At 69.0% G+C, this 26020-nt stretch carries 20 protein-coding genes, 1 tRNA gene and 1 pseudogene; 5 read left to right on the plus strand and 17 right to left on the minus strand.

Going from position 1 to position 26020, the window contains the following annotated elements:
• Positions 1-75: 75 nt before the first annotated feature.
• The 5 genes and pseudogenes from ICN82_RS02935 to ICN82_RS02955 all read right to left on the minus strand — a co-directional run bounded on the left by ICN82_RS02935 (position 76) and on the right by ICN82_RS02955 (position 2937).
• Positions 76-618, minus strand: a complete 543-nt coding sequence (locus ICN82_RS02935; protein ID WP_193179435.1) for a GNAT family N-acetyltransferase — start codon at positions 616-618, stop codon at positions 76-78.
• Position 619: 1 nt separating this feature from the next.
• Positions 620-1168 (minus strand): GNAT family N-acetyltransferase, encoded by a 549-nt coding sequence (locus ICN82_RS02940; protein ID WP_193179437.1) that lies wholly within the window; start codon positions 1166-1168, stop codon positions 620-622.
• A 162-nt stretch (positions 1169-1330) separates the two neighbouring features.
• Positions 1331-1600, minus strand: a complete 270-nt coding sequence (gene rpmA, locus ICN82_RS02945) for a 50S ribosomal protein L27 (protein ID WP_193179439.1) — start codon at positions 1598-1600, stop codon at positions 1331-1333.
• Positions 1601-1633: 33 nt separating this feature from the next.
• Positions 1634-1960, minus strand: a pseudogene (rplU, locus tag ICN82_RS02950) (50S ribosomal protein L21); the annotation flags it as partial.
• Positions 1961-2121: 161 nt separating this feature from the next.
• Positions 2122-2937, minus strand: coding sequence for a hypothetical protein (locus ICN82_RS02955; RefSeq protein WP_193179441.1), 816 nt, complete (start codon positions 2935-2937; stop codon positions 2122-2124).
• A 137-nt stretch (positions 2938-3074) separates the two neighbouring features.
• Between ICN82_RS02955 and ICN82_RS02960 the strand changes: the two genes are divergently transcribed.
• Positions 3075-3165 (plus strand) — tRNA-Ser (locus tag ICN82_RS02960).
• A gap of 175 nt (positions 3166-3340) precedes the next feature.
• Here ICN82_RS02960 and ICN82_RS02965 read toward each other — a convergent pair.
• From ICN82_RS02965 to ICN82_RS02980, 4 genes are all read right to left on the minus strand, one after another.
• The gene (locus tag ICN82_RS02965) at positions 3341-4126 is read right to left on the minus strand and encodes a DUF2189 domain-containing protein (protein WP_193179443.1); all 786 of its coding nucleotides are present in this window, start codon (positions 4124-4126) and stop codon (positions 3341-3343) included.
• 97 nt (positions 4127-4223) lie between these two features.
• Positions 4224-4955 (minus strand): RlmE family RNA methyltransferase, encoded by a 732-nt coding sequence (locus ICN82_RS02970; protein WP_330998953.1) that lies wholly within the window; start codon positions 4953-4955, stop codon positions 4224-4226.
• A 10-nt stretch (positions 4956-4965) separates the two neighbouring features.
• A complete protein-coding gene (locus ICN82_RS02975; protein ID WP_456238065.1) occupies positions 4966-6102 on the minus strand; it encodes a Ppx/GppA phosphatase family protein in 1137 nt (378 codons plus the stop codon).
• Between the two features lie 336 nt (positions 6103-6438).
• A complete protein-coding gene (locus tag ICN82_RS02980; protein ID WP_226898249.1) occupies positions 6439-8118 on the minus strand; it encodes a chloride channel protein in 1680 nt (559 codons plus the stop codon).
• Between the two features lie 354 nt (positions 8119-8472).
• Between ICN82_RS02980 and ftsZ the strand changes: the two genes are divergently transcribed.
• Positions 8473-10011, plus strand: a complete 1539-nt coding sequence (gene ftsZ, locus ICN82_RS02985) for a cell division protein FtsZ (protein ID WP_193179447.1) — start codon at positions 8473-8475, stop codon at positions 10009-10011.
• Between the two features lie 162 nt (positions 10012-10173).
• On the opposite strand, the gene ICN82_RS02990 is transcribed toward ftsZ, so the two are convergent.
• The 5 genes from ICN82_RS02990 to ICN82_RS03010 form a co-directional block, all read right to left on the minus strand.
• Positions 10174-10749 (minus strand): VPLPA-CTERM sorting domain-containing protein, encoded by a 576-nt coding sequence (locus ICN82_RS02990; RefSeq protein WP_193179453.1) that lies wholly within the window; start codon positions 10747-10749, stop codon positions 10174-10176.
• Positions 10750-10966: 217 nt separating this feature from the next.
• Positions 10967-13096 carry a methylmalonyl-CoA mutase gene (gene scpA, locus ICN82_RS02995; RefSeq protein ID WP_193179461.1) on the minus strand — a complete coding sequence of 710 codons (2130 nt, stop codon included), beginning with the start codon at positions 13094-13096 and terminating at the stop codon, positions 10967-10969.
• A gap of 61 nt (positions 13097-13157) precedes the next feature.
• The gene (locus tag ICN82_RS03000) at positions 13158-15152 is read right to left on the minus strand and encodes an acetyl-CoA carboxylase biotin carboxylase subunit (protein WP_193179463.1); all 1995 of its coding nucleotides are present in this window, start codon (positions 15150-15152) and stop codon (positions 13158-13160) included.
• Between the two features lie 91 nt (positions 15153-15243).
• Complete coding sequence (locus ICN82_RS03005) at positions 15244-15450, minus strand: glycine zipper family protein (protein WP_193179471.1); 207 nt, start codon at positions 15448-15450, stop codon at positions 15244-15246.
• A gap of 186 nt (positions 15451-15636) precedes the next feature.
• Positions 15637-17169 (minus strand): acyl-CoA carboxylase subunit beta, encoded by a 1533-nt coding sequence (locus ICN82_RS03010; protein WP_193179473.1) that lies wholly within the window; start codon positions 17167-17169, stop codon positions 15637-15639.
• 207 nt (positions 17170-17376) lie between these two features.
• Between ICN82_RS03010 and ICN82_RS03015 the strand changes: the two genes are divergently transcribed.
• The 3 genes from ICN82_RS03015 (at position 17377) to ICN82_RS03025 (ending at position 21382) form a co-directional block, all read left to right on the plus strand.
• Positions 17377-18795, plus strand: a complete 1419-nt coding sequence (locus tag ICN82_RS03015) for a helix-turn-helix domain-containing protein (protein ID WP_193179475.1) — start codon at positions 17377-17379, stop codon at positions 18793-18795.
• A gap of 75 nt (positions 18796-18870) precedes the next feature.
• Entirely contained in the window at positions 18871-20541 is a 1671-nt protein-coding gene (locus ICN82_RS03020) for a tetratricopeptide repeat-containing sulfotransferase family protein (RefSeq protein WP_193179477.1), read from the plus strand.
• Between the two features lie 568 nt (positions 20542-21109).
• The gene (locus ICN82_RS03025) at positions 21110-21382 is read left to right on the plus strand and encodes a spike base protein, RCAP_Rcc01079 family (protein WP_193179479.1); all 273 of its coding nucleotides are present in this window, start codon (positions 21110-21112) and stop codon (positions 21380-21382) included.
• 81 nt (positions 21383-21463) lie between these two features.
• On the opposite strand, the gene ICN82_RS03030 is transcribed toward ICN82_RS03025, so the two are convergent.
• The 3 genes from ICN82_RS03030 to tsf all read right to left on the minus strand — a co-directional run bounded on the left by ICN82_RS03030 (position 21464) and on the right by tsf (position 25996).
• Positions 21464-23815: an ATP-binding protein gene (locus tag ICN82_RS03030; RefSeq protein ID WP_193179481.1), complete on the minus strand. Its 2352-nt coding sequence runs from the start codon at positions 23813-23815 to the stop codon at positions 21464-21466.
• A 64-nt stretch (positions 23816-23879) separates the two neighbouring features.
• Complete coding sequence (locus tag ICN82_RS03035) at positions 23880-25043, minus strand: RsmB/NOP family class I SAM-dependent RNA methyltransferase (RefSeq protein ID WP_193179483.1); 1164 nt, start codon at positions 25041-25043, stop codon at positions 23880-23882.
• Between the two features lie 77 nt (positions 25044-25120).
• Positions 25121-25996, minus strand: a complete 876-nt coding sequence (gene tsf, locus ICN82_RS03040) for a translation elongation factor Ts (RefSeq protein WP_193179485.1) — start codon at positions 25994-25996, stop codon at positions 25121-25123.
• Positions 25997-26020 lie beyond the last annotated feature (24 nt).

The raw sequence follows: 26020 nt of genomic DNA on the forward strand, positions 1-26020 counted from the left end.
CGGCGATATCCCCTTCGCCGCGGAGTCTCAAGCCTCGGGGGTGGCGTTTTCGCGCGGCATGCACCGGCGCGCGGTTCAGCAGGGCCGGTCCGGCAGGGATGCGACGGGCGGCCGGGCGGGACCGCCGGGGGGCCAGTCGCCGGGCGCCAGCCTCAGGCAGACAAGCTCCACCGGCGCCCGCCAGTATTCGCTATGGACGACATCGCGGCCGAGCGCGCGGAAGCCCAGCCTGTCCAGCACCCGCGCCGAAGCGGCATTGCCGACGAGGTAATCCGCGCCGATCGCGCCGCCGCCCTCGGCGAAATGGCGCTCGATCATCGCCGCCGCCGCCTCGGTCGCGATCCCCTGCCCCCAGGCCTCGGGGCGCAGCCAGTAGCCCAGCGGCCCGCTGAGCGAGACCGCGCCCAGCGGCGCGCCCCCGCATTCGATGATGCGCCGCGCCTTCAGCCTCCGGCTCTGGAGAACCCATTCCGCGGCCTCGTCATGACCGTAGGGGCACGGCACGCCGCGCAGCCAGCGATGCACCTCGGGGCGGGCGATCTGGGCGGCGATCCACCCGGCATCGGCAGGCTGCGCCTGGCGCAGCACCAGCCGCCGGGTCAGGATCGGCCCGGTCATGTCAGGCGGCCGCGGCGAGCCTGCGCAGGTAGGTCCAGGTCGGCAGCATCCGGTTCTGCGCCAGGCAATAGGCCTCGGCATCGCCGATATATTCGAACCCGGCATGGGTCAGGACCCGGGCGCTCTGCGGATTGCCCTGGAAGACCGAGGCATAGACCGTGTCGAGCCCCAGCGGGTTCGACCCAAGCAGCGCCTCGACCGCCTCGGAAGCATAGCCGGCATTCCAGAAGGCCGGCCCGACCCAATAGCTGATCTCGGCCTTGCCGGTATCGATCCGCGTCAGGGTGACGACGCCCAGGAATTCGCTCAGCCCCGTGCGGCTGCCATCGAGAACCCAGGTCTCGTCGCCGCGATCTGGCGCGGTCGCGCGGGCGACATAGGCTTCCGCCGCGCCGGGCGGCAGCGGATGCGGGATCGCGGGCGTCATCTGCGCCACGCGGGCATCCCCGGCATATAGCGCCCAGAGCCCGGCATCCGAAATGCGGATCGGCCGCAGGTCGAAGCGCGTCGCCCCGATCGCGGGCAGCGGCGCAAGTGTCGTCTGTTCCATCCTGTCCTCCCAGGATCCGCCATGCGGATCGGCGCCGGCCATCGGCGCTCTCCCCCGCGCGGCAAGCTGGCGCAAAAATGTTAATGCCCGGTGCGTCCGGAACGCAAAAGGGGACCGGCGCTGCCGCCGGTCCCCTGCATTCCTGGTCAGCCGGGGTCCGGCTTACTCGGCGGCCTCGGCCACCGGCAGGACGGAAATGAAGGTGCGGCCCTTGAGGCCCTTGTGGAAGGTCACCTTGCCTTCGCTGGTCGCGAAGATGGTGTGATCCTTGCCCAGACCGACATTCTCGCCCGGCCACCACTGCGTGCCGCGCTGGCGGGCGATGATGTTGCCGGGGATGACGGCTTCGCCGCCGAATTTCTTGATGCCGAGGCGGCGACCGATGGAATCGCGACCGTTACGGGACGAACCGCCAGCTTTCTTGTGTGCCATGGGGTGGTACTCCTCGTGCTACGGTTATTCCGCCGCGGCCGGGGCGCCGGCGGGCAGGATTTCGGTGATCTTCACCTGGGTCAGCTTCTGGCGGTGACCGCGGGTGCGCTTCGACGAATGCTTCCGGCGGCGCTTGACGAAGGAGATGACCTTGTCGGCCTTCACCTGCTCGACAACCTCGGCCTTGACGACCGCGCCCGACACCAGCGGAGCGCCGATCACCAGCTCGTCGCCGCCGATCATCAGGATTTCGTTGAACTGGACGGTTTCGCCAGCGGAGGCGGTCAGCTTCTCGATGCGCAGAACGTCGCCGTTCTGGACCCGATACTGCTTGCCGCCGGTCTTGAGGACCGCAAACATGTGTCTACCCTTTTTCGGTTTCGCGTCCATGGGTCCCGCCCGGGGCGGCGTTCATGCGCGTTGCGCACCTTCGGACTGCGTGCCTTTCGGCTGAGAATCCCCGCCTCGTGACGGGAAACCGCCTGATGCCGCAAAACCCCCGGCCTGTCAAGCGCGGAGGGTCACAGATCCTGCGACAGCATCATCTGCCCCAGAGCCTGCCCCGTGGCGCGCGAGGTCTCGGCGAACATCTCGTCGAAGGCGGCGAAGAGCGCCGCGTTGAACACATGCCCGGCCTCGCTTTCGCTGAAGGCGATATAGGCCTCCATGTCGTCGGAGGCCAGCGGCGCATAGGCGAGCCCGGCGAAGGAATAGACCCAGTCGGTCGTGGCCTCGCGGATCTCGGGTTCCTGCGCCAGCGCATCTGCCAGCGGGTCCGGTGCCGCGCCGCCGCCCGCGCCCTCGTTCAGCCCCTGAAGGAAGGCGACGCTGGCATTCAGCGCCCCCACCACATTGGCATCGATCAGGCCGTTGACCTCGACGAAGCGTTCCAGCTGTCCGTAGAAGGGCGCCGCCCCGGAGCGCAGCGTCTCGACCCGTTCCAGGCTGGCCTCCTCCACGCCCTCCTCCAGAAGCGCGCGGCGGGCCGACAGCTCCAGCTCGACGATCCGTCCGCCCTGCTCGGACCCGAAGAAGGCCTCCACCCGCCCGGCGACATCATCGGACAGCGCAGTCTCCAGGGACGCGCCCAGCCGGTCTTCCCAGCGGGCGGGATCGTTGATTCCCGCCACGATGCGCGCCCAGGCTGTTCCGCCGCGCCCGTCCAGCAGGTCGCGATCCAGCTCGGCGCCGTGGCGGCGGCTCTCCTCGGCCATGATTTCCAGCAATTCGCCGATGCGCACCGTCTCGAGGATCTTCTCGGCCCCCAGCGCGGACTGGGCCGCCGCCCCCAGGGGCAGCGCGGCGACAATGGCGGCGGCGAACAGGCGTGCGATCATGGCGGAACCCTCCGGAAGCTCTCGGAAAACATATGCCCGCCGACGACGTCGCGGCAAGAAGCGGGGCGGCGGAAATTTTCTGCGATTCCCCCCCTTGCAGGTCCCGCGGCCTTTCTTTAAGCAGCCGGAACCTGCGCGGAGAGGTGCCGGAGTGGTCGAACGGGGCGGATTCGAAATCCGTTGACCCTCTCTGAGGGTCCCAGGGTTCGAATCCCTGTCTCTCCGCCAGTTACCCCCTTCGGACATTCCGCCGGAATGCCGATCCGGGGCATCCTCCTCAAGACCCTCCGCAGCGCATTATCCCGCCACGCCCGTGGCGATGCATGCCGATCCCTGACATCCGTCCCGGCCTTGCCCATGGACGCCACCCTCTCGCGGCGCCCGGGGCAGCGGGCGGAGTGGATCAGCCGATCGCCGCGCGGTAGAGATGCCAGGTCGCATGTCCGAGCACCGGCAGCGCCACCAGCAACCCCAGGAAGGCCGGCAGCATCGCCAGGAACAGCATGGCCGTGACCAGCACCGCCCAGCCCAGCATGGTGCGCGGATTTTCCATCACCGCCCGAAGGCTGGTGATGGTCGCGGTGACGTAATCGACTTCGCGATCCAGAAGCATCGGCATGCCGAAGACGGTCAGCGAAAACAGCACCCCGGCCAGGCCCGCCCCCGCCGCCGAGCCGATGCCCAGCAGCATCAGCCCGCCGGGCGACAGGAAGACCTCCCAGCTGGTGAAGACATTGACCATGGTCATCCGCCCCATGAACAGCGCGAAGAGCATATGCGCCAGCAGGACCCAGAACAGGAAGATCCCCATGACCAGCACCGCCAGGGACGGGATCTGTCGCCCCGCCTCGCGGCGCATCACGCCCAGGATGCCCGACCAGTCCAGCGCCGCGCCGCGTTCCAGCCGACGGCTGACCTCGTAGAGCCCGACCGCCGCGAAGGGCCCGATCAGCGGAAAGCCCAGGGCCGCCAGGATCAGCCAGTAGCTCTGCCCGGTGGCGATGGTGATCCAGTACATGGCCAGCCCGCCCAGCGCGTAGACCCCGCCGAAGAACAGCCCGTAAACCGGCGCGGCGCGGAAATCCTGCCAGCCGCGCAGGAGGCTGCGGCGCAGGTCCTCGGCATCCAGCGCGCGCAGCCGCGGCGCGCCATGCGGCAGGGGGCGCGCCCCTGCATCCAGCTCTGTCATGATGTCCTCCCCGTCATCGCGAACCGCGTGCCTTGACGCAGCGTCTGCGGGAATCGGGGAGGTTGTCAAATGCCGCCGCCCCGGCCGGGCCGCGGCGCTAGTCCTGCGCCCCGTCCGCGGCCCGGCCGCGGAAGCCGGTGGCGACGACGAACTTCTCGGAACTGTCGGAACGGCTGGCGGCCGGCTTGACATGCACCACCTTGTCGAAGCGCTGCTTCAGCGTGGCCTGCAGCCCCTGCTCCGCCCCGCCGGCCAGCACCTTGGCGACGAAGGTGCCGCCCGGGGTGAGCACGTCGAAGGCCAGTTCGGCCGCCGCCTCGACCAGCGCGATGATGCGCAGGTGGTCGGTCTGCTTGTGGCCCGAACTGGCGGCGGCCATGTCCGACATCACCACATCCGCCTCGCCGCCGAGCCAGCCCTTGACCAGGTCGTCCGCGCCTTCGGACAGGAAATCCAGCTGGTGCAGCTCCGCCCCCGCGATCGGCTCCACCTCCTGCAGGTCGACGCCCAGGATGGTGCCGACGCGCTTGCCGGATTTCTCGCCGAGCGCGTTGATGCGCTGCACCGCCACCTGGCACCAGCCGCCCGGCGCGCAGCCCAGATCGACCACCCGCGCCCCGGGCACCAGGAAGCGGTACTTGTCGTCGATCTCGGAGATCTTGTAGGCCGCACGCCCGCGGAACCCCTCGCGCCGGGCGCGCTGGACATAGGGGTCGTTGAGCTGGCGCTCCAGCCAGAGGGTGGAGCTGAGCTTGCGCCCGCGCGCCGTCTTCACCTTGACGCGCAGGTCGCGCTGGCCGCGGCCGCTGCTTCCGGGTTTCTTCGCCACGTTGGGTCCTTCAGATCGTCTGTCCGGCCGCCAGGGCCGGTTTCGGCGTCGCCGGTTCCAGCACGCCATCGGCGCGCATCTGCGCGTAAAGCAGCCCCTCGCGCAAGCCCCGATCCGCCGCCAGCAGGTGGTCGGTCGGCCAGGTCCGCAATAGCGCCTGCAGGATCGCGACCCCCGGCATGATCAGCGTGTGCCTGTCGCGCCCGATGCGCGGATCGCAGCGCCGCCCGGCAGGACCCAGCGACAGGTATTCGCGGATCACGCCGTTGATCTGGTCCGAGGTCATGTCCAGCCCGTCGACCAGCCCGCGGTCATAGCGTTTCAGCCCCAGGAAGGAGGCGGCGACGGTGGTGATCGTGCCGGAGGTGCCGACGATCTGGAACCCCTTGCGGTCATGGTCGCGGCCATAGGGCAGGAAATCCGAAAGATGTTCCTCGAAATGGCAGGACATCAGCGCGAAACAGCCGCAATCATCCTCCACGTCGATGAACTGGTCGCGCAGCGTCGCCACGCCCAGCGGCACGGAAATCCAGTCGACCACCCGCACCTGCCCGGTATCGCCGGTCAGCGACCCCCCATGCATGTCGAGGATCGCCTCGCGGCGGCGCACCGGCGCCACATCCGAAAGGTCGAGCCAGACAAGCTCCGTCGAGCCGCCGCCGATATCGACCACGAGCAGCTGCTCGGTCTCGGGCTTGACCAGCGGCGCACAGGAGATGACCGCCAGGCGCGCCTCCTCCTCGGCCGAGATCACGTCGATGGACAGCCCGGTCTCGCGGCGGACGGCCTCTATGAAAGCCTTGGAATTGCTGGCGCGCCGACAGGCCTCGGTCGCGACCAGCCGCATCCGGCGGACATTGTGCTGGGCCAGCTTGCGGCGGCAGATGCGCAGGGCGTTGATCGTGCGCTGGATGGCGGGCCGCGACAGGCGCCCCGACCCTTCCAGCCCGACCCCCAGCTGCACCGCCTTGGAGAAGCTGTCGATCACGTCGAGCGTCCCGGAGCGCGGCTGGGCCAGAAGCATGCGGCAACTGTTGGTCCCCAGGTCGAGCGCCGCATAGACCTCGTCCGGGTTTGCATGGGGAACCGGCGGCGCAGCAGTCCTGCGCGCCAGGCCGGATACCCCGGTGGTCTTGGGCGGCATCATTGCCTCCGATGTCACAGGTTGGTCACGAATCTAGCCACCAAAGGCCCACGTTGCAAGCGCGCAACGGGTCAACTGTCGCGTTATCGGCTGTATTCGCTTTGCAAATGCCGCCCCCTCGACCATGCCGCGTGCCGGGACAGCCCCGGGGACCGTCCCCCGCCGCGGCCCGCGGCGTCGGACCTCCGCGCCCGGGATCCGGCCATGCGCCCCGGGGCCATCCGCAGCGGCACCGCGAAACCGCAGGGCGCATCGCCAGCATTCGGCAGGATCGCCGCGGCGCGCCCGGCCCCGGCCGTCGAAAGGCCGCGACATGCGGCCGGGCCACCCGGCCGGGGGTCAGGAATGTTCCTCGGCCGCGGTCGCGGCGAGGGCGCGCGAATAGGCCTTCAGCGCGTCGAGGTGATGCAGCGCACCGACGATCTCGGGCTCGCCCGCGCCATCGGCGCGGATCACCGGCAGGATCGCGGTATCGCCCTGGTCGAATAGCGGCATGGCGCGGTGCAGCGTCTCGGACTGGTCGATGGCGATGCCCGCCCCCAGAAGCTCTTCCAGCGCGGCGCGGGGGGCGGCCGTGGGACTTTCGATCGGCCGCATCACCGCCGAGACCCGGAACATTGCCAGGATGTAGCGCTGCGGCCCGTCCGCCAGGCTGATCCCGCGCCGCTCCAGCTGGGTCAGGAAGAAGGACCGCGCCACCATGCGGCTGGCCAGCGCCGAGGACAGCGACACCGATGTCATCACGGCGATCCCCACCTGCCAATCGCCGGTCAGTTCGAAGACGATCAGCGTGGTGGAGATCGGCGCGCCCAGAACCGCCGCCGCCACCGCCCCCGTGCCCGCCAGCGCATAGACCCCCTCGCTGCCCGAGATGTCGGGAAAGACCGCGGTGGCGATATGGCCGAAGGCCAGCCCGGTCAGCGCCCCCATCATCAGCGAGGGCGAGAAGACGCCGCCGCCCATCCGCCCCGCGAAAGTGACCGAGACCGCCGCCGCCTTGACCAGCGCGAAGACCACCGCCGCGCCCAGTGTCAGCTGTCCGGTCAGGGCCGCCGCCGTGGTTTCGTAGCCCACCCCGATCACATGCGGGAACCAGATCGCCATCAGGCCCAGCATCGCCCCGGACACGCCCGGACGCAGCCAGCGCGGCATGCCCGTGGCCCCCTGCACGCGCCCGGCGACCTCTTCCGCAAAGAAGATCGAGCGCATCAGCACCACCGCCACCAGCCCGCAGACCAGCCCCAGCAGCAGGAAGGCCGGCAATTCCTCGTAGAAGTTCAGCGCGCCGGGCTCGGGCAGGCGGAATTCCGTGACATTGCCGTATTCCAGCCGGTTGACCACCGTCCCCGCGACCGAGGCAATGGCGATCGGGGCGAAGGCATGGACCGCGAAATGGCGCAGCACCACCTCCAGCGCGAAGAGCGCCCCGGCGATCGGCGCGTTGAAACTGGCCGAGACCGCCGCCGCGACCGCGCAGCCCAGAAGGTCGCGCCCGGTCATGCCGTCGGCGCGCAGCCGCCGCGACACCCAGGAGGAGATCGTTCCCGCCAGATGGACCACCGGCCCCTCGCGCCCGGTGGAGCCGCCGGTGGACAGCGTGACCAGCGAAGCGGCCGCCGAGGCCAGACCCTCGCGCATCTCCACCCGGCCTTCCTTCAGGGCCGCGCCCTCGATCACATCCGCCACCGAGCGGACCCGCCCGTCCGGCGTGAACCGGTGCAGGATCTGCCCGACGATCAGCCCGCCGATGACCGGCACGGCCAGCAGCCAGTACCAGGGCAGGGTCTCGGCGATGCTGTGCAGATGGACGTCATGGGTGGTGTAGACGAGGATCTGCAGCTGCTCGATCCCCTTGCGGAAGGCCAGCGTGACCATCCCCGAGGCGATGCCGACGAGAAGAGCGATGAACCAGAACTGCACGCGGTCCGGACCGCGGCGGCGCAGCACCTGCCAGCCCTCGCGGCAGGCGCCCCCCGCCTCTTCCAGCTGATCGCGCAGGAACCCGCGCTGCCCCGCCAAAGCCTCTCCTCCCGGTCCGGTGATCTCCGGATGGAGGGGACCAGAGCGGACACGCCGTGTAAAGGGACGGGTCTGTCGCATCATCCGCGCGCTTCCCCGGTGCGGAACCGCCTGATCGGGTTGATGAATCGGGCCACCCATGCGATTCGGGACGACATGGCCCTTGCTTCTCTCGCGACAAGTGGGAATGACGCAACGTCAATGCAGATGCGGGATTTTCGGCGAAGTGTCGCTTTTTGACCAAATGCAAGCTTTTTTGGATGACCGGTTGCGGCACCCGATGTAAGGTGGCCACATAAGCAGAGCAGTCGCGGTACGAAAAGTCCGCAGGACAACAGACAGGCAGACAGAGATATGACCCTTAATCTCGTGATGCCCGACCAGGACGAGCTGAAGCCGAAGATCACGGTTTTCGGCGTCGGTGGGGCTGGCGGCAACGCCGTCAACAACATGATCGAAAAGCAGCTTGAAGGCGTGGAATTCGTGGTCGCGAATACCGATGCCCAGGCGCTGTCGCAAAGCAAGTCCGTGGCCCGGGTCCAGATGGGCGTCCGCGTGACCGAGGGACTTGGCGCCGGTGCGCGGCCCGCCGTGGGGGCGGCGGCCGCGGAGGAGACGATCGAGGAGATCGTCGATCACCTGGTCGGCAGCCACATGTGCTTCATCACCGCGGGGATGGGCGGCGGCACCGGCACCGGCGCCGCGCCGATCATCGCGCAGGCCGCGCGCGAGCTGGGGGTCCTGACCGTGGGCGTGGTCACGAAGCCCTTCCAGTTCGAGGGCTCCAAGCGGATGCGCAAGGCCGAGGAGGGCGTCGAGGCGCTCCAGAAGGTCGTCGACACGCTGATCATCATCCCCAACCAGAACCTGTTCCGCCTGGCCAACGAGAAGACCACCTTCACGGAAGCGTTCTCGCTGGCGGATGACGTGCTGTACCAGGGCGTGAAGGGCGTCACCGACCTGATGGTGCGCCCGGGCCTGATCAACCTCGACTTCGCCGATGTCCGCGCCGTCATGGACGAGATGGGCAAGGCGATGATGGGCACCGGCGAGGCCTCGGGCGAGGATCGCGCGATCCAGGCGGCCGAGAAGGCGATTGCCAACCCGCTCCTGGACGAGATCAGCCTCAAGGGCGCGAAGGGCGTGCTGATCAACATCACCGGCGGCGCCGACATGACGCTGTTCGAACTCGACGAGGCGGCCAACCGCATCCGCGAGGAAGTCGATGCCGATGCCAACATCATCGTCGGCTCGACGCTGGATGACACGCTGGACGGCGCGATGCGCGTTTCGGTCGTGGCGACCGGCATCGACGCGGTCGCCAAGACCGAGGAAGTCCCGACCCCGCGCCGCCGCCTGGCGGAGCCGCTGACCCAGCAGGTCTCGGTGGAGCAGGAGGGCGAGGCCGCCGCGCTTGACCAGCCCGTGCCGGCCGTCGCCGCCGACACGGCCCGCGAGGAACCGACCCTGTTCCAGGACCTGGACCCGCAGGTTCCGGCCGCCCAGGCCGAGGATGATGACGGGCTGCCGCCGCCCGCATACGATCCCGAACGTGCCATGGCGGCGCCGGTGCCGCCGCAGGCCCCGGCCGCCACCCGACCTGCAGGGGCCGGAACGCCGACCCCCGAGGCGCTGGCGCGGCTGCAGGCCGCCGTGCGCAAGGACCCGGCCGCCGCGCAATCCCGTCCCGCCGCGCCCCAGGCCCCGCAGGCCGACAAGTCGCGCTTCGGCATCAACTCGCTGATCAACCGCATGACCGGCCATTCCGGCGCGGATCACGGACGCCCGGCCGCGGCCGCAGGCAACCGCCAGGTCCAGGAAGAAGCGGTCGAAACCGACGAGGAAGCCGACCGGATCGAGATCCCGGCCTTCCTGCGCCGCCAGGCCAACTGAGCCCCGGCGGATCGGAACGGACAGCAAGGGGTCGGCCGCAGGGTCGGCCCCTTTCCTTTTGCCCCGGCCCCGGCGCGATGCGCCCGGCCGCAACGCGAAACGGCCGGGCGATTGCCCGGCCGTTTGCAGTTTCAAGGATGTGACCGCCGGGCGGCCCCGGCCTCAGGCGCGGCGACGCGCCAGCGCGCCGATCCCGGCCAGGCCGCCCAGCAGCAGCATGGCGGAAGCGGGCAGCGGAACGGGCGACGGCTGGATCGAGACATCATAGCTGAAGCTGTTGGTCGCCGCGTTTTCCCATTCCAGGATGACGTAGAACAGCCCCGAGGTCAGATCGGTCGACAGATCCAGGTATTGCAGCGTGCCTGCCGGGGTCGTCAGCATGGTGCTTTCGGCCTTGGCGTCATCGGCGCTGATGGTGGCATCCTCCGAGATATAGGCCGTGATCGCGCCGTAAAGCGCCGTCTCGGAGAAGTTGAGCGTCAGGTTGACGTTCTGCCCGCTGCTGGCCGGATCATAGTTGAACCCCAGCACGGCGCTGGTATCGCCCCCGGCCTTCTGGGTCCGCACATCGACGGAGGCAATGTCGCCCGGCGCCAGAAGCGTGCCGTAGACATCGCCGTCGGCGATGGAGGATTCGTAGACCGGCGACTGTACATCGAAGACGGTGGCCGCGCCGGCAGCGCCGGCGGAGAGGCCGAGAGCGGCTGCGAGGGGTACGAGGGCGCGTGAAAAAGTCATGACTTGAACTCCAAAAAGGTCTGCTGGCGATAAATGTCGCCAAACCACCCTATAGATCAAAGTTACTTTTACTTCATAGTTAATAAGTGAGGTAATTCCGGGACTTACCCGCCCGGATACATGGCCCATATCCCTAAGGATATGGGCCGCGGCACCGCCTTTGCGCGCGGGCGCCTCCACCGCCGCGATCGGGTCCGTCCGGTCGCCTCTGCCGGGATCAGCCGCGCGAATCGGCGATCAGCCTCAGCACCTCGGATGCGGCCTGCGGGATGTTCGTGCCCGGCCCGAAGATGGCCTTCACCCCGGCATCCCGCAGGAACTGGTAGTCCTGGGCCGGGATCACGCCCCCGCAGACCACCAGGATATCGCCCGCCCCCTCGGCCCTCAGCGCCGCGATCAGCTGCGGCGCAAGGGTCTTGTGCCCCGCCGCCTGGGACGAGATGCCGACCACATGGACATCGTTGTCGATGGCGTCCTGCGCCGCCTCCGCGGGGGTCTGGAACAGCGGGCCCACATCGACATCGAAGCCGATATCGGCAAAGGCCGTCGCGATCACCTTGGCACCGCGGTCATGCCCGTCCTGCCCCATCTTGACCACCAGCATCCGCGGGCGGCGGCCCTCCTTCGCGGCGAAGGCCTCGATCTCCCTCTGGATGGCCGCGAAGCCCTCGTCCCCGTCATAGGCCGATCCGTACACCCCTGCCAAAGTCTTCACCTCCGCCCTGTGCCGTCCGAAGACCTCCTCCATCGCCATGGAGATCTCGCCGACGGAGGCGCGCGCCCGCGCCGCCTCCACCGCCGCCTCCAGCAGGTTGCCGCCCTCCCGGGCGCGCCGCGCCAGTTCCGCCAGCGCCGTGCTGCAGGCGGCCGCATCGCGCGTGGCGCGCAGCCGGTCCAGCCGCGCCACCTGCGAGGCCCGCACGGCGGTGTTGTCGATATCGAGGATGTCGATCGGGTCTTCGCGGTCCTTGCGGTACTTGTTGACCCCGACGATCACCTCCTCGCCGCGATCGATCATCGCCTGGCGGCGCGCGGCGGTCTCCTCGATCCTCAGCTTGGGCATGCCCGAGGCCACCGCCCTGGTCATGCCGCCCATCGCCTCGACCTCTTCGATCAGCGCCCAGGCCTTGTCGATCAGCGCGGCGGTCAGGCTTTCCACGTAATAGCTGCCCGCCAGCGGATCGACGACATCGGTGATGCCGGTCTCCTCCTGCAGGATCAGCTGGGTGTTGCGCGCGATCCGGGCCGAGAATTCCGTGGGCAGCGCGATCGCCTCGTCCAGCGCATTGGTGTGCAGCGACTGGGTGCCGCCGAGCGCCGCCGACATCGCCTCATAGGCGGTGCGGATGACGTTGTTATAGGGGTCCTGCTCCTGCAGGCTGACCCCCGAGGTCTGGCAATGGGTGCGCAGCATCAGGCTGCCCGGCTTCTTCGGGGCGAACTCGGTCATCACCCGGTGCCACAGCGTCCGCGCGGCACGCAGCTTGGCGGCCTCCATGAAGAAATTCATGCCGATGGCGAAGAAGAAGGACAGCCGACCGGCGAAGGCATCCACATCCATCCCCCGCGCGATGGCGGCGCGCACGTATTCGCGCCCGTCGGCGATGGTGAAGGCCAGTTCCTGCACCAGGTCGGCGCCGGCCTCCTGCATGTGATAGCCCGAGATCGAGATGGAGTTGAACTTCGGCATCTCGGCCGAGGTGTATTCGATGATGTCCGCGATGATCCGCATCGAGGGCTCGGGCGGATAGATATAGGTGTTGCGGACCATGAACTCCTTGAGGATGTCGTTCTGGATGGTCCCCGACAGCACCGCGCGGTCATGGCCCTGCTCTTCGCCGGTGACGATGAAATTCGCCAACACCGGGATCACCGCGCCGTTCATGGTCATCGAGACCGAGACCCTGTCCAGCGGGATGCCGTCGAAGAGGATCTTCATGTCCTCGACGCTGTCGATCGCAACGCCCGCCTTGCCGACATCGCCCTCCACCCTGGGGTGGTCGCTGTCATAGCCGCGATGGGTCGCCAGGTCGAAGGCGACGGAGACGCCCTGCTGCCCCGCGGCCAGCGCCTTGCGGTAGAAGGCGTTCGACTCCTCGGCGGTGGAGAAGCCGGCATATTGGCGGATCGTCCAGGGGCGGCCCGCATACATCGTCGCCCGCACGCCGCGGGTATAGGGCCCCTCGCCCGGCAGGCTCCCCATATGCGCCAGCCCGGCAATGTCCGCCTCGGTATAGAGCGGCTTGAGCCGGATGCCTTCCAGCGTCTCGCGCTCCAGCGTCTCGAGGGCGCGCCCGCGCAGCTCCGCCTCCGCCAGCGCCTGCCATCGCTCCAGCTTGTCGCTCATGTCTCTCTCCCCAGCATCGCCGCGGCCGGACCCGCCCTGCCGGGCGGCCGGCGACGGCGGGTCATTCGAATTCCAGGATCACCTCATCCACGGCCAGGCTGTCGCCCGGGGCGCAATTGACCTTGCGCACGATCCCGCGCCGTTCGGCCCTCAGCGTGTTCTCCATCTTCATCGCCTCGACCACGGCCAGCGCCTGCCCCTCCTCGACCGCGTCGCCCTCCGCGACCTCCAGGCGGGACAGAAGCCCCGGCATCGGGCAGAGCAGCATCCGCGACGTGTCCGGCGGCAGTTTCTCGGGCATCAGCCGCGCCAGTTCCGCGGCGCGCAGCCCGCGCGGGCAGGCCGTGACCTCCGCGCCGCGCCAGCGCAGCCGCCAGCCCTGGCCGGTCGGCGCGACCTTCACCGTCAGGCTGCGCCCGTCGATCTGCGCCCGCGCGAGGCTTCGGCCCGGCATCCAGTCCAGCACCATGGCACAGCCATCCTCGAAGGTGATCCGCCCGCCCTCGCGCTGGACGATGCCCAGTTTCGCATGCTGCCCGCCGATCGCCACCTCCCAGTGCCGGGCCATGGGACGCGGCGCGGCGCGCAGCTGGCCGGTGATGGCCGACTTGCGGTCGAACTCGACGGCCGACAGCCCCAGCGCCACGCGGGCCAGCATCGTCAGGGCCGACGCCTCCAGGGTGACGCCGCCGAAGCCCCGGGGATATTCCTCCTCGATGAAGGCGGTGGTGATCTCGCCCGCCACGAAGCGCGGATGATCCATCACCGCCGCCACGAAGGGCAGGTTGTGGCCGATCCCCTCCACCTCGAAGGCGTCCAGCGCATCGCGCATCGCCTCGATCGCGGCGGCCCGCGTCGGCGCCCAGGCACAGAGCTTGGCGATCATCGGGTCGTAATGCACCGAGATTTCGGCCCCTTCATAGACCCCGGTATCGTTGCGCAGGACCGCCCCCCCCGGCGCCTCCCCCTCCGGCGGCGGACGGTAGCGCGTCAGCCGCCCCGTGGAGGGCAGGAAACCGCGATAGGGATCCTCGGCGTAAAGCCGGTTCTCGATCGCCCAGCCGTCGATGCGCACATCCTTCTGCCCGAAGGACAGCGCCTCGCCCTGGGCCACGCGGATCATCTGCTCCACCAGGTCGATGCCGGTGATCAGTTCGGTCACCGGGTGTTCCACCTGCAGGCGGGTATTCATTTCGAGGAAGTAGAAGTTCCTGTCGCCATCGACGATGAATTCCACCGTCCCCGCCGAGGCATAGCCCACGGCGCAGGCCAGGGCGCAGGCCTGTTCGCCCATCGCCTTGCGGGTCGCCGCATCCAGGAACGGGCTGGGCGCCTCCTCGACCACCTTCTGGTTGCGCCGCTGGATCGAGCATTCGCGTTCATTGAGATACAGGCAGCTGCCGTGCCGGTCGGCCAGGACCTGGATCTCGATATGGCGCGGCGCGGTCACGAATTTCTCGATGAAGATGCGGTCATCGCCGAAACTTGCGGCCGCCTCGCTCTTGGAGGCGCGGAACCCCTCGCGGGTTTCCTCGTCATTCCAGGCGATGCGCATCCCCTTGCCGCCGCCGCCCGCCGAGGCCTTGATCATCACCGGATAGCCGATCCCGGCCGCGATCCTCACCGCCTCCGCGGCATCCGCGATCAGCCCCATATGGCCCGGCACGGTGGAGACCCCCGCCTTGTCGGCCAACTTCTTGGACGTGATCTTGTCGCCCATCGCCTCGATCGCGCCCGAGGGCGGCCCGATGAAGGCCACGCCCGCCTGCTCCAGCGCCTCGGCGAAGGCCTTGTTCTCGCTGAGGAACCCATAGCCCGGATGGACGGCATCGGCGCCGGTTTCGCGCACCGCGTCCAGGATCTTGTCGATCACCAGATAGGACTGCGCCGCGGCGGCGGGACCGATATGCACCGCCTCGTCGGCCATCTGGACATGCAGGGCATTGGCATCTGCATCGGAATGCACCGCGACCGTGCCGATCCCCATCCGGCGCGCGGTCTTGATGACGCGGCAGGCGATCTCCCCGCGATTGGCGATCAGGATCTTCTTGAACATGTCTCACTCCGCAGAACAGGAAAAACCCGCCGCGGGGCAGGCCCGCGACGGGTTCCGTCGATATCGGTCACGCGGAGCGTCCGCGCGCGGATCAGTTGTTCGGGCAGGTGCCCAGGCTGCGGCAGGTCGCGCCCGCGGCGCCGCCGATCAGCGCGCCCGTCACGGGGTCGCCGGTAATCACCTGTCCCGCCGCGCCGCCGATCACGGCACCGGTCGCGGTACGTTCCAGGTCCGACCCGCCGCAGGCGCTCAGCGCCATCAGACCGCAGGTCCCGAGGATCAAGGTCACTTTCTTCATCTTCCGCCTCATTCGCTTTGTTGGCGCCGCCCAGCTGGGCACGCTCCTGTACAGTAACGCAGTTGCCGGGGAAAAAGTTTCCTATGTCCTGCGACGCAGCGGCAACAGGCGCCGTTCCGCTCATCCGCGCGATGGGATGCGACGCGCCGGGATTCCGCGCAGGACGGGTCATCTCGCGCGCTCCGGTCATAGCGGGATGTTGTCGTGTTTCTTGTAGGGCCGCTCCACCCGCTTGCTGCGCAGCGCCGCGAAGGCCCGGGCCACGCGGCGGCGGGTCGAACGCGGCATGATCACCTCGTCGATGAAGCCCCGTTCCGCCGCGATGAAGGGATTGGCGAAGCGCTCCTCGTATTCCTGCGTGCGCGCCGCGATGCGCGCCGCGTCGCCCAGTTCCGAACGATAGAGGATCTCGGTCGCGCCCCTGGCCCCCATCACCGCGATCTCGGCGGTGGGCCAGGCATAGTTCACATCCGCCCCGATATGCTTGGAGGCCATGACGTCATAGGCGCCGCCATAGGCCTTGCGGGTGATGACCGTCACCATCGGCACCGTGGCCTGGCCATAGGCAAAGAGCAGCTTGGCGCCGTGCTTGATCACCCCGCCATATTCCTGCGCGGTGCCGGGCAGGAAGCCGGGAACATCCACCAGCGTCAGGATCGGGATGTTGAACGCGTCGCAGAACCGCACGAACCGCGCCGCCTTGCGGGCGCTGTCGATGTCGAGACAGCCCGCCAGCACCATCGGCTGGTTGGCCACCACGCCGACGGGAGACCCCTCGAGGCGGATGAACCCGGTCAGGATATTTTTCGCGAATTCCTCCTGGATCTCGAGGAACTCGCCGCAATCGGCGATCTTCGTCACCAGCTCCCGCATGTCGTAGGGCATGTTGGGATTGTCGGGCACCAATGTGTCGAGACTGGGCTCGATCCGGTCGGGATCGTCGATGGCGGGCAGGCAGGGCGGCGCCTCGCGCGCCGAGAGCGGCAGGAAATCGACCAGCCGCCGCACTTCGGCCAGCGCCTCCATGTCGTTGTCGAAGGCCCGGTCGGCCACGGAGGAGACCCGCGCATGGGTGGCGGCCCCGCCCAGCTCCTCGGCCGTGACCACCTCGTTGGTGACGGTCTTCACCACGTCGGGGCCGGTGACGAACATGTAGGAGCTGTCACGCACCATGAAGATGAAATCGGTCATGGCCGGCGAATAGACCGCCCCGCCCGCGCAGGGGCCCATGATGACGGAAATCTGCGGGATCGCGCCGGAGGCGGTGACGTTGCGCTTGAACACATCGGCATAGCCGCCGAGCGAGGCGACGCCCTCCTGGATGCGCGCGCCGCCGGAATCGTTCAGCCCGATGACCGGCGCCCCGTTCTGCACCGCCTTGTCCATGATCTTGCAGATCTTCTGGGCATGGGTCTCGCTGAGCGACCCGCCGAAGACGGTGAAATCCTGGGCGAAGACATAGACCATGCGGCCGTTGATGGTGCCCCAGCCGGTGACGACGCCGTCGCCCGTGACCTTCTGGTCCTGCATGCCGAAATCGGTGCAGCGATGGGTGACGTAGGTATCGTATTCCTCGAAGGACCCCTCATCCAGAAGCAGCTCCAGCCGCTCGCGCGCGGTCAGCTTGCCCTTGGCATGCTGCGCGTCGATCCGGCGCTGTCCCCCGCCCAGCCAGGCCTCCTCGCGGCGCGCCTGAAGCTTTTCGAGTATATCTTTCATCGTGACCCCTCGCGCGATGTGCCTGCCCCGCGGCGGCGCGCGCCGCCTCCTCCGCATGCCCCGCGCGCCGCGGGACCGCCTGGCCGGACGCTGCCATCGCCGGGGCATGGCGGGAAGATCTGGACATGTGCGATTGCAAATGTTTGTTTATTGTAAACTGTGAATTGCAAACTTGCGACATCGTTCTTGCCGGGGAGGCGCGGGTCCGTGGAAGGCAGAAAGCTCTTTGCCGGGGCGCGGCTGCGCAATCTGCGCCAGGCGGAAAACCTGACGCAGCGGCAATTCGCCGAAAGGCTTGGCATCTCGACAAGCTACGTCAACCAGCTGGAAAACAACCAGCGCCCGCTCTCCGCCGGCGTGATCCTGGCGCTGGTCGACGGGTTCGGCGTGGATATCGCCCGCTTTGCCGCCGATGACGGCGACCGGATCGTCAACGACCTGCACGAGGCGCTGTCCGACCCGATCTTCGCCGAACGCCGTCCCTCGCGCCAGGATCTGAAGATCGCGATCACCAATACCCCGGATTTCGCCCATGCCTTCCTGACGCTGCAGCGCGCCTATCAGGCCGCCAAGGACCGCATGGCCTCGCTCGATGACGCGTTGCAGCACGAACAGATCGACGCCCTCCCCCTGCCCTATGAGGAGGTGCGCGATTTCTTCAACTATGCCAACAACTACATCGACTGGCTGGATCGCGGGGCGGAGGCGCTGGCCACCGAGATCGGCCTGGAGGGCGGCAACCATCTGAAGCTGGGCACCGAACGCCTGCGCGGCACCCACGGGATGAGCGTGGTGTTCGAGCGCGGCACGATGGATCCCGACATCTACCGCATCCATGATCCCGGCGCAGGCCGACTGCTGGTCAATGCCGATGCGCCGCGCGCCACGCAGAGTTTCCAGATCTGGCAGCAGATCGCGCTGGCCGAGGAACATGACGCGATCGAACGGATCCTGGACGAGGCGCGGTTCCGCAGCCGCGAGGCCCGCTCCATCGCCCGGATCGGGCTGGCCAATTACTTCGCCGGGGCCGCGATGCTGCCCTATGGCCGGTTCCTTTCCGCCGCGCGCGGGCTGCGCCATGACATCGAGCTCTTGGCCGAACGTTTCGGCGCCTCGCTGGAACAGGTCGCCCACCGGCTGTCGACCCTGCAGCGCCCCGGGGCGCGCGGCGTGCCGTTCTTCTTCCTGCGCGTCGACCGCGCCGGGACCATCACCAAGCGCCATTCCGCGACGCGGCTGCAATTCGCGCGCTTCGGCGGGGCCTGTCCGCTCTGGGGCGTGCACCAGGCCTTCGAGCGCCCGGGCGAGATCGTGCGCCAGCTGGCCGAGACCCCCGACGGCGAACGCTACATCAGCATCGCGCGCACCATCACCAAGCGCGGCACCGGGTTTCGCGCCCCGATCCGGCGCTATGCCATCGCGCTTGGCTGTCCGGTCGCCCATGCGCCCGAGACGGTCTATTCCGACGGGCTGGCGATCGACCGGGCGGAGGATTACGACCTGATCGGCAGTTCGTGCCGCATCTGCGAACGCCGCCGCTGTCCGCAGCGGTCCGTGCCCCCGATCCATGGGCAGATCTCGGTCGATGCCCGGGTGCGCCGGGTGGTGCCCTTCGAAATCTCCTGAGCCCGCACCCGTTAACCCGGGCGCAAGGCTCCGGCGCCTAGCCTCGGCGGGATGGCAGGCGGCGGAGGGGCGCGGATGGCGCGACGGAAGAAAACGGTCGGCAGGAAGAAGACGGCCGGAAAGAGGAATTCCACCGGCCCGATGCTGGCGCGGGCGCAGGCCCTGGCCGCCCGCGACCTGCCCGGGGCTGTCCTGACCTGGGGACGGGTGCTGGACCGCGATCCCGGCAATGCCCGCGCCCTGGCCGCCCTGCGCGGGCTGGACGTCGCGCAGCGGCGCGCGCTGATCGGGGATTGCCGCGCCCTGGTGCGCAACGGCGCCACGGCGCATGCGCTGGCCCTGTCGGGCATCCTGGCACGCGCCTGTCCCGCCGACCCCGCCCTTGCCGCCTTCGAGGCGCGGGCGCTATGCGTCGCGGACCGGCCCCGGGACGCGCTGGACCGGCTGGCACCGCTGCTGGCGCGCCATCCCGACCACCCCGGGCTGTGCTGCAGCCACGGGATCGCGCTGGCTTTCGCGGGGGATCATGCCGGGGCGGCCGCCGTGCTTGGCGGGCTGCAGGACAGCGGAGCGCTGGATGCCGAGGCAATCAACGTGCTGGGCAGTTCGCTGGCCTTCCTGGGCCGGATGGAGGAGGCGCAGGAGGTCCTGCTGCGGGCCGCACGCAGGGGCGCGCTGGCGGTGGCCGGGCTCTACAACCTGTCGCGCCATGCCGATCTCACGCGGGAACCGGAGGTAATCGCGCAGCTTCAGGCCGCGCTGGCCGATCCCGCCCTGCCCCGCAGCGACCACGAGATGGCCGCCTACGCCCTGGCACGTCTGGCCGAGCAGCTGGGCGAGACGGACGCGGCGTTCCGGTGCCTTGCCCTGGCGAATGCGCTGAAACCCGATGCGGAGATCGCGCGATACATGGCGATGATCCGCGCCACGGCCACCCGCGCCCCGGCCCTTGCCGCCGCCATGACCGCACCCGCCTGCGCACCGGCTGAGCCGTGCCCGGTCTTCATCGTCGGCATGCCGCGATCGGGCACCACCCTGGCCGAGCAGATCCTGCTGCGCCACAGCCGGGTCGCCTCGATCGGCGAAAGCCCGCGTCTGGCGGAGGTCTATACGCAGCTTCGCGACAGCGGCGCGCGGATCGATGCCGACAGCTTTCGCGAGGCCTACCTGCAGGCCATTCCCCCCGACTGCCGCGGCGCGTCGGTGGTCCTCGACAAGATGCCGCCCAACGCCTTTCTCTGCGGCCTGGCGCTGAAGGCGATCCCCGGCGCCCGCGTGATCCATTGCCGCCGCCACCCGATGGCCACCGGCTTCTCCGCCTTCCGGCTTCGCTTTGCCGAAGGCTACGGCTATGCCCATCGCTTCGCCACGATCGCCGAGTTCTACCGCCTGACGGAGGGCGCGATGGCAGATTGGCGCCGGAGCTTCCCCGACCGGATCATGGCACTGCCCTATGAACCCCTCACCGAGGCCCCCGCCCGCTGGATCGCGGCGATGCTCGAATTCTGCGGTCTCGAACGGGAAGACGGGCTGACCGAGTTCCGCGGCAGCTCTGCGACGGTGCGCACCGCAAGCCTGGGCCAGGTACGCCGCGGCATCTATCGGGGCAGTTCCGAGGGCTGGAAACCCTATGCCGACCACCTCGCACCGCTGATGGCAGAGCTGATCGGCGAGATCGCCGAATATGAAGTCGAGATCGAGCAGATGATCGCCAGCCAGCGCCATCCGGTCAGCGGCGCCGCCTGAGCAGGGCACCGCAGGCGGCATGGCGACGCGAAAAGATCGCCGCGGCCGAAAGGCGCGGGAGGCCGCTGCTTCGCCGCGCCTGGCTGCCACCGCCGATTGCACGGACCGCAGGCGGCAACACGGATTCGGACCGCCGCCTTCCGCCTGCAACACCCCGGCAGGGCCCGGTTCGGCACCGTGTGCCGTCGGCGCCCTGCGCCTGTTGTTTCGGCGCAATGCGACCCCCCGGCAGTCACCACGCGACCGCACCCTCCGTCCAGACGCGCCCCGTTCGCCGACCGGCTCGGGGGATGCCCCGCGGAGCCCGGGCGGGTCCGGGACAGGCATGGCGACGCGCCGGAACGGGGCACGGGGCGGGGACGCACCGCCGCTTTCGCAAAACGGCGAGGCGACACCCGTTGCGCCGCTGCGCCCCGCCCGGTCGTGACCGGCGCCTGACGCGGCGCACGCCGGGTTTCGGCACGGTTAACGCTTTGCGGCCACGATCCGCGGCGTCCCGGCCGGGCCGGGCAGATTGCGAAACCGCCCCGCCCTCACCCAGGCGCCCCCCCCGCCCAAGGAGCTCAAGATGACCGACAAGTTCGATACCCATTCCCCCAGCCTGACCGCTCCCGCGAGCGGAGCGGATCCCGTGATCCCCAGCGACACGGCCAGCCTGCCCGTCGCATCGCGCGCCATCTATGTCGGCGGCGGCGGCGCGCTGGCCGTGGAACTGGTCGGAAGCCCCGAAGACGCCGTGGTGACGTTGCAGAACGTCCAGGCCGGCATGGTCTATCCCCTGCGCGTCCGCAGGGTGCGCGCCACCGGCACCACCGCCACCGGCCTCGTCTGTTTCTGGTAGATCCCGCCCTGCCAGGCGACCATCGCGCGCTCCGCCCCGGCGGGGCCCGCAGCAACGACACGCGGCAAAGCCCGTCCCTGCTCAATGCATCCGGTTGGCGAATTGCGCCTGCACGGTTCTGGTCAGGTCATTGAGCGAGAAGGGTTTCGGCAGGAAGACCGAGTTCGGGATGCGGCTCTTGTGGTCGGCCAGGGCATCCTCCGCATAGCCGGACACGAAAACGACCCGGGTGTCCGGCCGCGTCCTGAGGGCCTGGGTCACCCAGCTGGGCCCGTCCATGCCGGGCATGACCACATCCGTGACGAAGACATCGACTTCCAGGTCGTCATCCGACAGGGTCTCCAGCGCCTCCTCGGCATTTTCCGCCTCCAGCACCGTGTAGCCGCGCAGACGCAGCGCCCGCGAGGCAAAGGCGCGCACGGGTGCTTCATCCTCCACCAGCAGCACGACGCCTTCCGCCTGGATCGCCTGTTCCTGCACGTCGGGCAGGGACGGCTCCGCCGGGGCGGGGTCGCGCGGCACATAGGCCGGGAAATACAGGATGAAGCTGGTGCCGCGGCCCAGTTCGCTTTCCACGAAGATGAAGCCGCCGGTCTGCTTGACGATCCCGTAAGCGGTCGACAGGCCCAGGCCGGTGCCCTCGCCCGTGCGCTTGGTGGTATAGAAGGGTTCGAAGACCTTGGTCATCTTGTCCGGCGAGATCCCGACGCCGTGATCCATCACCTTCACCACCGAATAATCCCCCGCCGGGATGGCTGCGCGGTTGCGGCGAAGCTCGCGATCGAGCGTCTGGGCCTCGGTCTCGATGGTGATGCGGCCGCCGTCAGGCATGGCATCGCGCGAATTCACCACCAGGTTCATGATGACCTGTTCCAGCTGGCGCTTGTCGGCCCGGATGGGCGCGAGGTTCGGATCGTGCATCAGCTTCAGCGTGATCTTCTCGCCGACGAGCCGGTTCAGCAGATGCGTCAGCTCCGACAGGGTATCGCGCAGGTCGACCACCTCGGGCTGGAGCGTCTGCTTGCGCGAGAAGGCGAGCAGCTGCCCGACCAGCGAGGCGGCGCGGTTGGTGTTCTGATGGATCTGGACGAGATCGGCATATTCCGGATCGCCCTGCTCATGCCGCAGCAGCAGCAGGTCGCAATGGCCCGAAATCGCGGTCAGCAAGTTGTTGAAATCATGCGCCACGCCACCGGCAAGCTGACCGATGGCCTGCATCTTCTGGCTCTGGACGAACTGCGCCTCCAGGGTCTTCAGCTCGGTCGCGTCATTGAGCACGGCGATCAGATCCGCCTGTTCCCGGTCCGGCAGAGGCTTGAGCGTGACCTGGACGAAGACATCCTTGGTCTGCTTGGTCACCTGCAGGAATTCCGACCGGTTCAGCCCGCGGCCCTCGACCGCATCCTGCAGCCAGTCCGTCACCGAGCGGCCGAGACCGGAAACCAGTTCCGGCAACCGGCGCCCCGGCGGAATCTCGTCCTCCAGCAAGTCGCGCGCGCCGCGATTGGCCAGCAGGATCTCGCCGTTTCCGTCAAGTTTCAAAAGCGGCACCGGCAGGGTCTCGAACAGCCGGGGGTCGTCCGCTCCGCCGGAAGCGAGCGGCAGAAGATAGACATCCCGGCCGATCGTCGTGTCATGGAAGAAGACCTGCATCAGGCAGGGGCCAAGGGCGGTCTGCACCATCTGGGATCCGCCCGAGACCTGGGGCAGCTCCGCCATGACCTGTTCCAGCCGCGACGCCTCCCTGTCCAGGAGGACCTGCATCGCGCGGTTGCGGCAGATCACCAGCCCGGAGGCCGAAAGCCGCATCATGGCGATGTCGAGCGTATCGAAATCGGGCGGCTGCTGCGCCGAGCTTTCCTCGATCCGCCACAGGAACCGGTCATCATCGGCCCGCAGCACCGACAGATTGACGATCCGCCCGATCGCGGCCCGGGTCTCGCGGGCATGTCCCTGCTGCGCGGCCCGCGACAGCAGATCGGCGGCCAGCCGGGCATGATCGGCCACGATCTCGCGCAGGAGCGGCGAGACGAGGCCCGAGGCCTCCTCCGGGAAGAACTTCCGCGCCTCCTCGTTGCGCCAGCGGATGCGCCCCGCCCCGTCGGTGGCGACGGCCGGGACCGGATCGCGCGCCAGCATCCTGCGCAACGTGCCATCGACCTCGGCGCGGAGACGCATCTGCAGCGCCGCGAGGCCCAGCACCGCCGCTGCCAGCGCCGCGAAGGTCACGGCCGCCGTCGCCGCCAGCATCCATTCGGGGCGGGGAAACAGCCAGGCCGCGGTCGCGAGAAGCACGAGCGCCAGCAGCAGAAGCGGCCGCGCCCCGCCGCGGAACCGCAGGCAGGCCCGCCGAAGCGGCGCGGGGATCTCCAGGGACGTGACGCTCAACACAGCCTCCGTGGCCGAATCCGATGCCCCAGTTAGGCGCACCATTGGTTAAGCGCATCTTACGGAAACTCTGGCCGGGAAAGGTTAACGGAACCCGGATGAGCGGAATTCAGGCCGTCCTGCGGAAGACCGAGACGAAATAGCCGTCCGCCAGGGCATCGGGCAGCCGCGTGCAGGCGGATTGCGCCGCGAAGTCCGGATGCCGGGCCAGGAAGGCCTCTGCCTGATCCTCGTTCTCCCCGCGCAGCAGCGAGCAGGTCGCCTGCACCAGATATCCGCCGGGGCGCACCAGCTGCGCCGCCCGGTCGAGGATCTGCGCCTGCAGGGCGATCGTCTCCTCCAGGTCCTGCGGGGTCAGGCGCCATTTGGCATCCGGGGCCCGCCGCCAGGTGCCGCTGCCGCTGCAGGGCACATCGGCCAGAACCGTATCGCAGACCGGCAGCCGCCCGCCCGGCTGATGCAGCGCGACAGGGGTGCCGGCCCGCGCCGCGCGGGCGGGAAGATCGGCCATGCGCCGCGGCAGGCCGTCATGGGCATGGAACTCCCCGGCGACCCGCGCCGCCACGGCCAGGACCTTGCCGCCGCCGCCCGCGCAGTAATCCAGCAGCGACTGCCCCGGCTCCAGCGGCACCTGATCCGCGACCCATTGCGAGCCGGGATCCTGCATCTCGAACAGCCCGTCATGGTATTCGGCCGTCTGCACCAGCCCGCGCGGCCGGCCGGGCGCCACCAGCGCCGAAGGGCTGCGCGGATCGGGACGGGTCGCGATGCCCTGCGCCTCCAGCCGGGCCGCCAGGGCCTCGCGGGGGATGCGCCCCAGATGCACGCGGATCCCGGCCGGGGCCGCATCGCGCTGGATCTCCCAGGCGGCGCGGATCGCGGCATCCTGCGCCGCGCCCGACAGGTCCCACAGCCAGTCCGGGCAATCCGCCGCCTCGGCCCCCGCCCGGGGCGGGCGGCCCTCCGCGGCCTCGGCCGCGGAAAGCGGCGCCGGAGCATGGCCCTGCCCGGTGAAGACCGCCGCCGGATCGGTCCCGGCCGCGCGCAGCAAGCCCAGGATCAGCCCGCGCCCGCTCAGCGCCCCCCCCGTCGCGGCAAGGCTGCGCCGGCGGCGCAGCGCATCGAAGACATGGTCGCGGATGGCGGCGCGATCCTTCGAGCCGGCGAAGCGGCTGGAGCGGGCCCAGCCGGTCAGCACCTTTTCGGCCGGTTCCCCGGCCAGCACCCGGTCGAGGATCCCGATGGCGGCGGCAAGGCGGGCTTCTGGGGTCACGGGCAGGTCCTTTCAGGGCAAGAAAAAGGGCCGGAGCCGCGTCAGCGGTTCCGGCCCCCCGATAGCGTCAGGACGGATCAGCCCTGGGCAGCCTTGGCGACTTCGGCGGCGAAGTCTTCCTCGACCTTCTCGATGCCTTCGCCGACCTCGATGCGGGCAAAGCCGGTCACTTCGACGCCCGCTTCCTTGGCGGCCGCGCCGACGGTCAGGTCGGGATTGATGACGAAGGCCTGGTTCAGCAGCGTGACCTCGGAGAAGAATTTCTTCATCCGGCCCTCGATCATCTTCTCGATGACCGCTTCGGGCTTGCCGGATTCACGGGCCTGCTCGGTCAGCACGGTCTTCTCGCGCTCCACCAGCTCCGGGTTGATATCGGCCTCGGAGAGCGATGCGGGGTTGATCGCGGCGACATGCATGGCGACCTGGCGGCCGAAGGCCTCGTTCTCGCCCGACAGCGCGACCAGCACGCCGATCTTGCCCATGCCGTCGGCCGCGGCATTGTGCACGTAGGAGACGACGGAGGCGCCTTCCAGGGCAGCCATGCGGCGCAGGGTCATGTTCTCGCCGATGGTGGCGATCTTGTCGGTCAGCGTCGCCTCGACGGACTTGCCGCCCAGATCGGCCGCGTTCAGCGCCTCGACATCCGACACGTTCAGCGCCGCGACGGAGATCGCCTTGACCATGGACTGGAACTCGGCGTTCTTGGCGACGAAGTCGGTTTCGGAGTTCACCTCGACGGCGACGCCCTTGCCGCCCTCGACGGCGACGGCGACCAGGCCCTCGGCGGCGGTGCGGCCGGATTTCTTGGCGGCCTTGGCCAGACCCTTGGTGCGAAGCCAGTCAACCGCGGCTTCCATGTCGCCATCGGTCTCGGTCAGCGCCTTCTTGGCGTCCATCATGCCGGCGCCGGTCTTGTCGCGAAGTTCCTTCACCAGTGCTGCGGTAATCGCCATGGTGCTCTCCTCGTTTTCGTCTGG

Origin of the sequence: Mangrovicoccus algicola (genome assembly GCF_014903745.1) — a bacterium.
Classification (GTDB): domain Bacteria; phylum Pseudomonadota; class Alphaproteobacteria; order Rhodobacterales; family Rhodobacteraceae; genus Mangrovicoccus; species Mangrovicoccus algicola.

What these genes read in the sequence shown, in the direction of transcription:
- ICN82_RS03020 (WP_193179477.1), top strand. Translation starts at nt 18,871, where the DNA reads ATGGCGCGACGGAAGAAAACGGTCGGCAGGAAGAAGACGGCCGGAAAG.
- ftsZ (WP_193179447.1), top strand. Translation starts at nt 8,473, where the DNA reads ATGACCCTTAATCTCGTGATGCCCGACCAGGACGAGCTGAAGCCGAAG.
- ICN82_RS02990 (WP_193179453.1), bottom strand. Translation starts at nt 10,749, where the DNA reads ATGACTTTTTCACGCGCCCTCGTACCCCTCGCAGCCGCTCTCGGCCTC.
- ICN82_RS02935 (WP_193179435.1), bottom strand. Translation starts at nt 618, where the DNA reads ATGACCGGGCCGATCCTGACCCGGCGGCTGGTGCTGCGCCAGGCGCAG.
- tsf (WP_193179485.1), bottom strand. Translation starts at nt 25,996, where the DNA reads ATGGCGATTACCGCAGCACTGGTGAAGGAACTTCGCGACAAGACCGGC.
- ICN82_RS02965 (WP_193179443.1), bottom strand. Translation starts at nt 4,126, where the DNA reads ATGACAGAGCTGGATGCAGGGGCGCGCCCCCTGCCGCATGGCGCGCCG.
- ICN82_RS02955 (WP_193179441.1), bottom strand. Translation starts at nt 2,937, where the DNA reads ATGATCGCACGCCTGTTCGCCGCCGCCATTGTCGCCGCGCTGCCCCTG.
- ICN82_RS02975 (WP_456238065.1), bottom strand. Translation starts at nt 6,102, where the DNA reads ATGATGCCGCCCAAGACCACCGGGGTATCCGGCCTGGCGCGCAGGACT.
- ICN82_RS03000 (WP_193179463.1), bottom strand. Translation starts at nt 15,152, where the DNA reads ATGTTCAAGAAGATCCTGATCGCCAATCGCGGGGAGATCGCCTGCCGC.
- ICN82_RS03030 (WP_193179481.1), bottom strand. Translation starts at nt 23,815, where the DNA reads ATGGTGCGCCTAACTGGGGCATCGGATTCGGCCACGGAGGCTGTGTTG.
- rpmA (WP_193179439.1), bottom strand. Translation starts at nt 1,600, where the DNA reads ATGGCACACAAGAAAGCTGGCGGTTCGTCCCGTAACGGTCGCGATTCC.
- scpA (WP_193179461.1), bottom strand. Translation starts at nt 13,096, where the DNA reads ATGAGCGACAAGCTGGAGCGATGGCAGGCGCTGGCGGAGGCGGAGCTG.
- ICN82_RS03010 (WP_193179473.1), bottom strand. Translation starts at nt 17,169, where the DNA reads ATGAAAGATATACTCGAAAAGCTTCAGGCGCGCCGCGAGGAGGCCTGG.
- ICN82_RS02940 (WP_193179437.1), bottom strand. Translation starts at nt 1,168, where the DNA reads ATGGAACAGACGACACTTGCGCCGCTGCCCGCGATCGGGGCGACGCGC.
- ICN82_RS03005 (WP_193179471.1), bottom strand. Translation starts at nt 15,450, where the DNA reads ATGAAGAAAGTGACCTTGATCCTCGGGACCTGCGGTCTGATGGCGCTG.
- ICN82_RS03025 (WP_193179479.1), top strand. Translation starts at nt 21,110, where the DNA reads ATGACCGACAAGTTCGATACCCATTCCCCCAGCCTGACCGCTCCCGCG.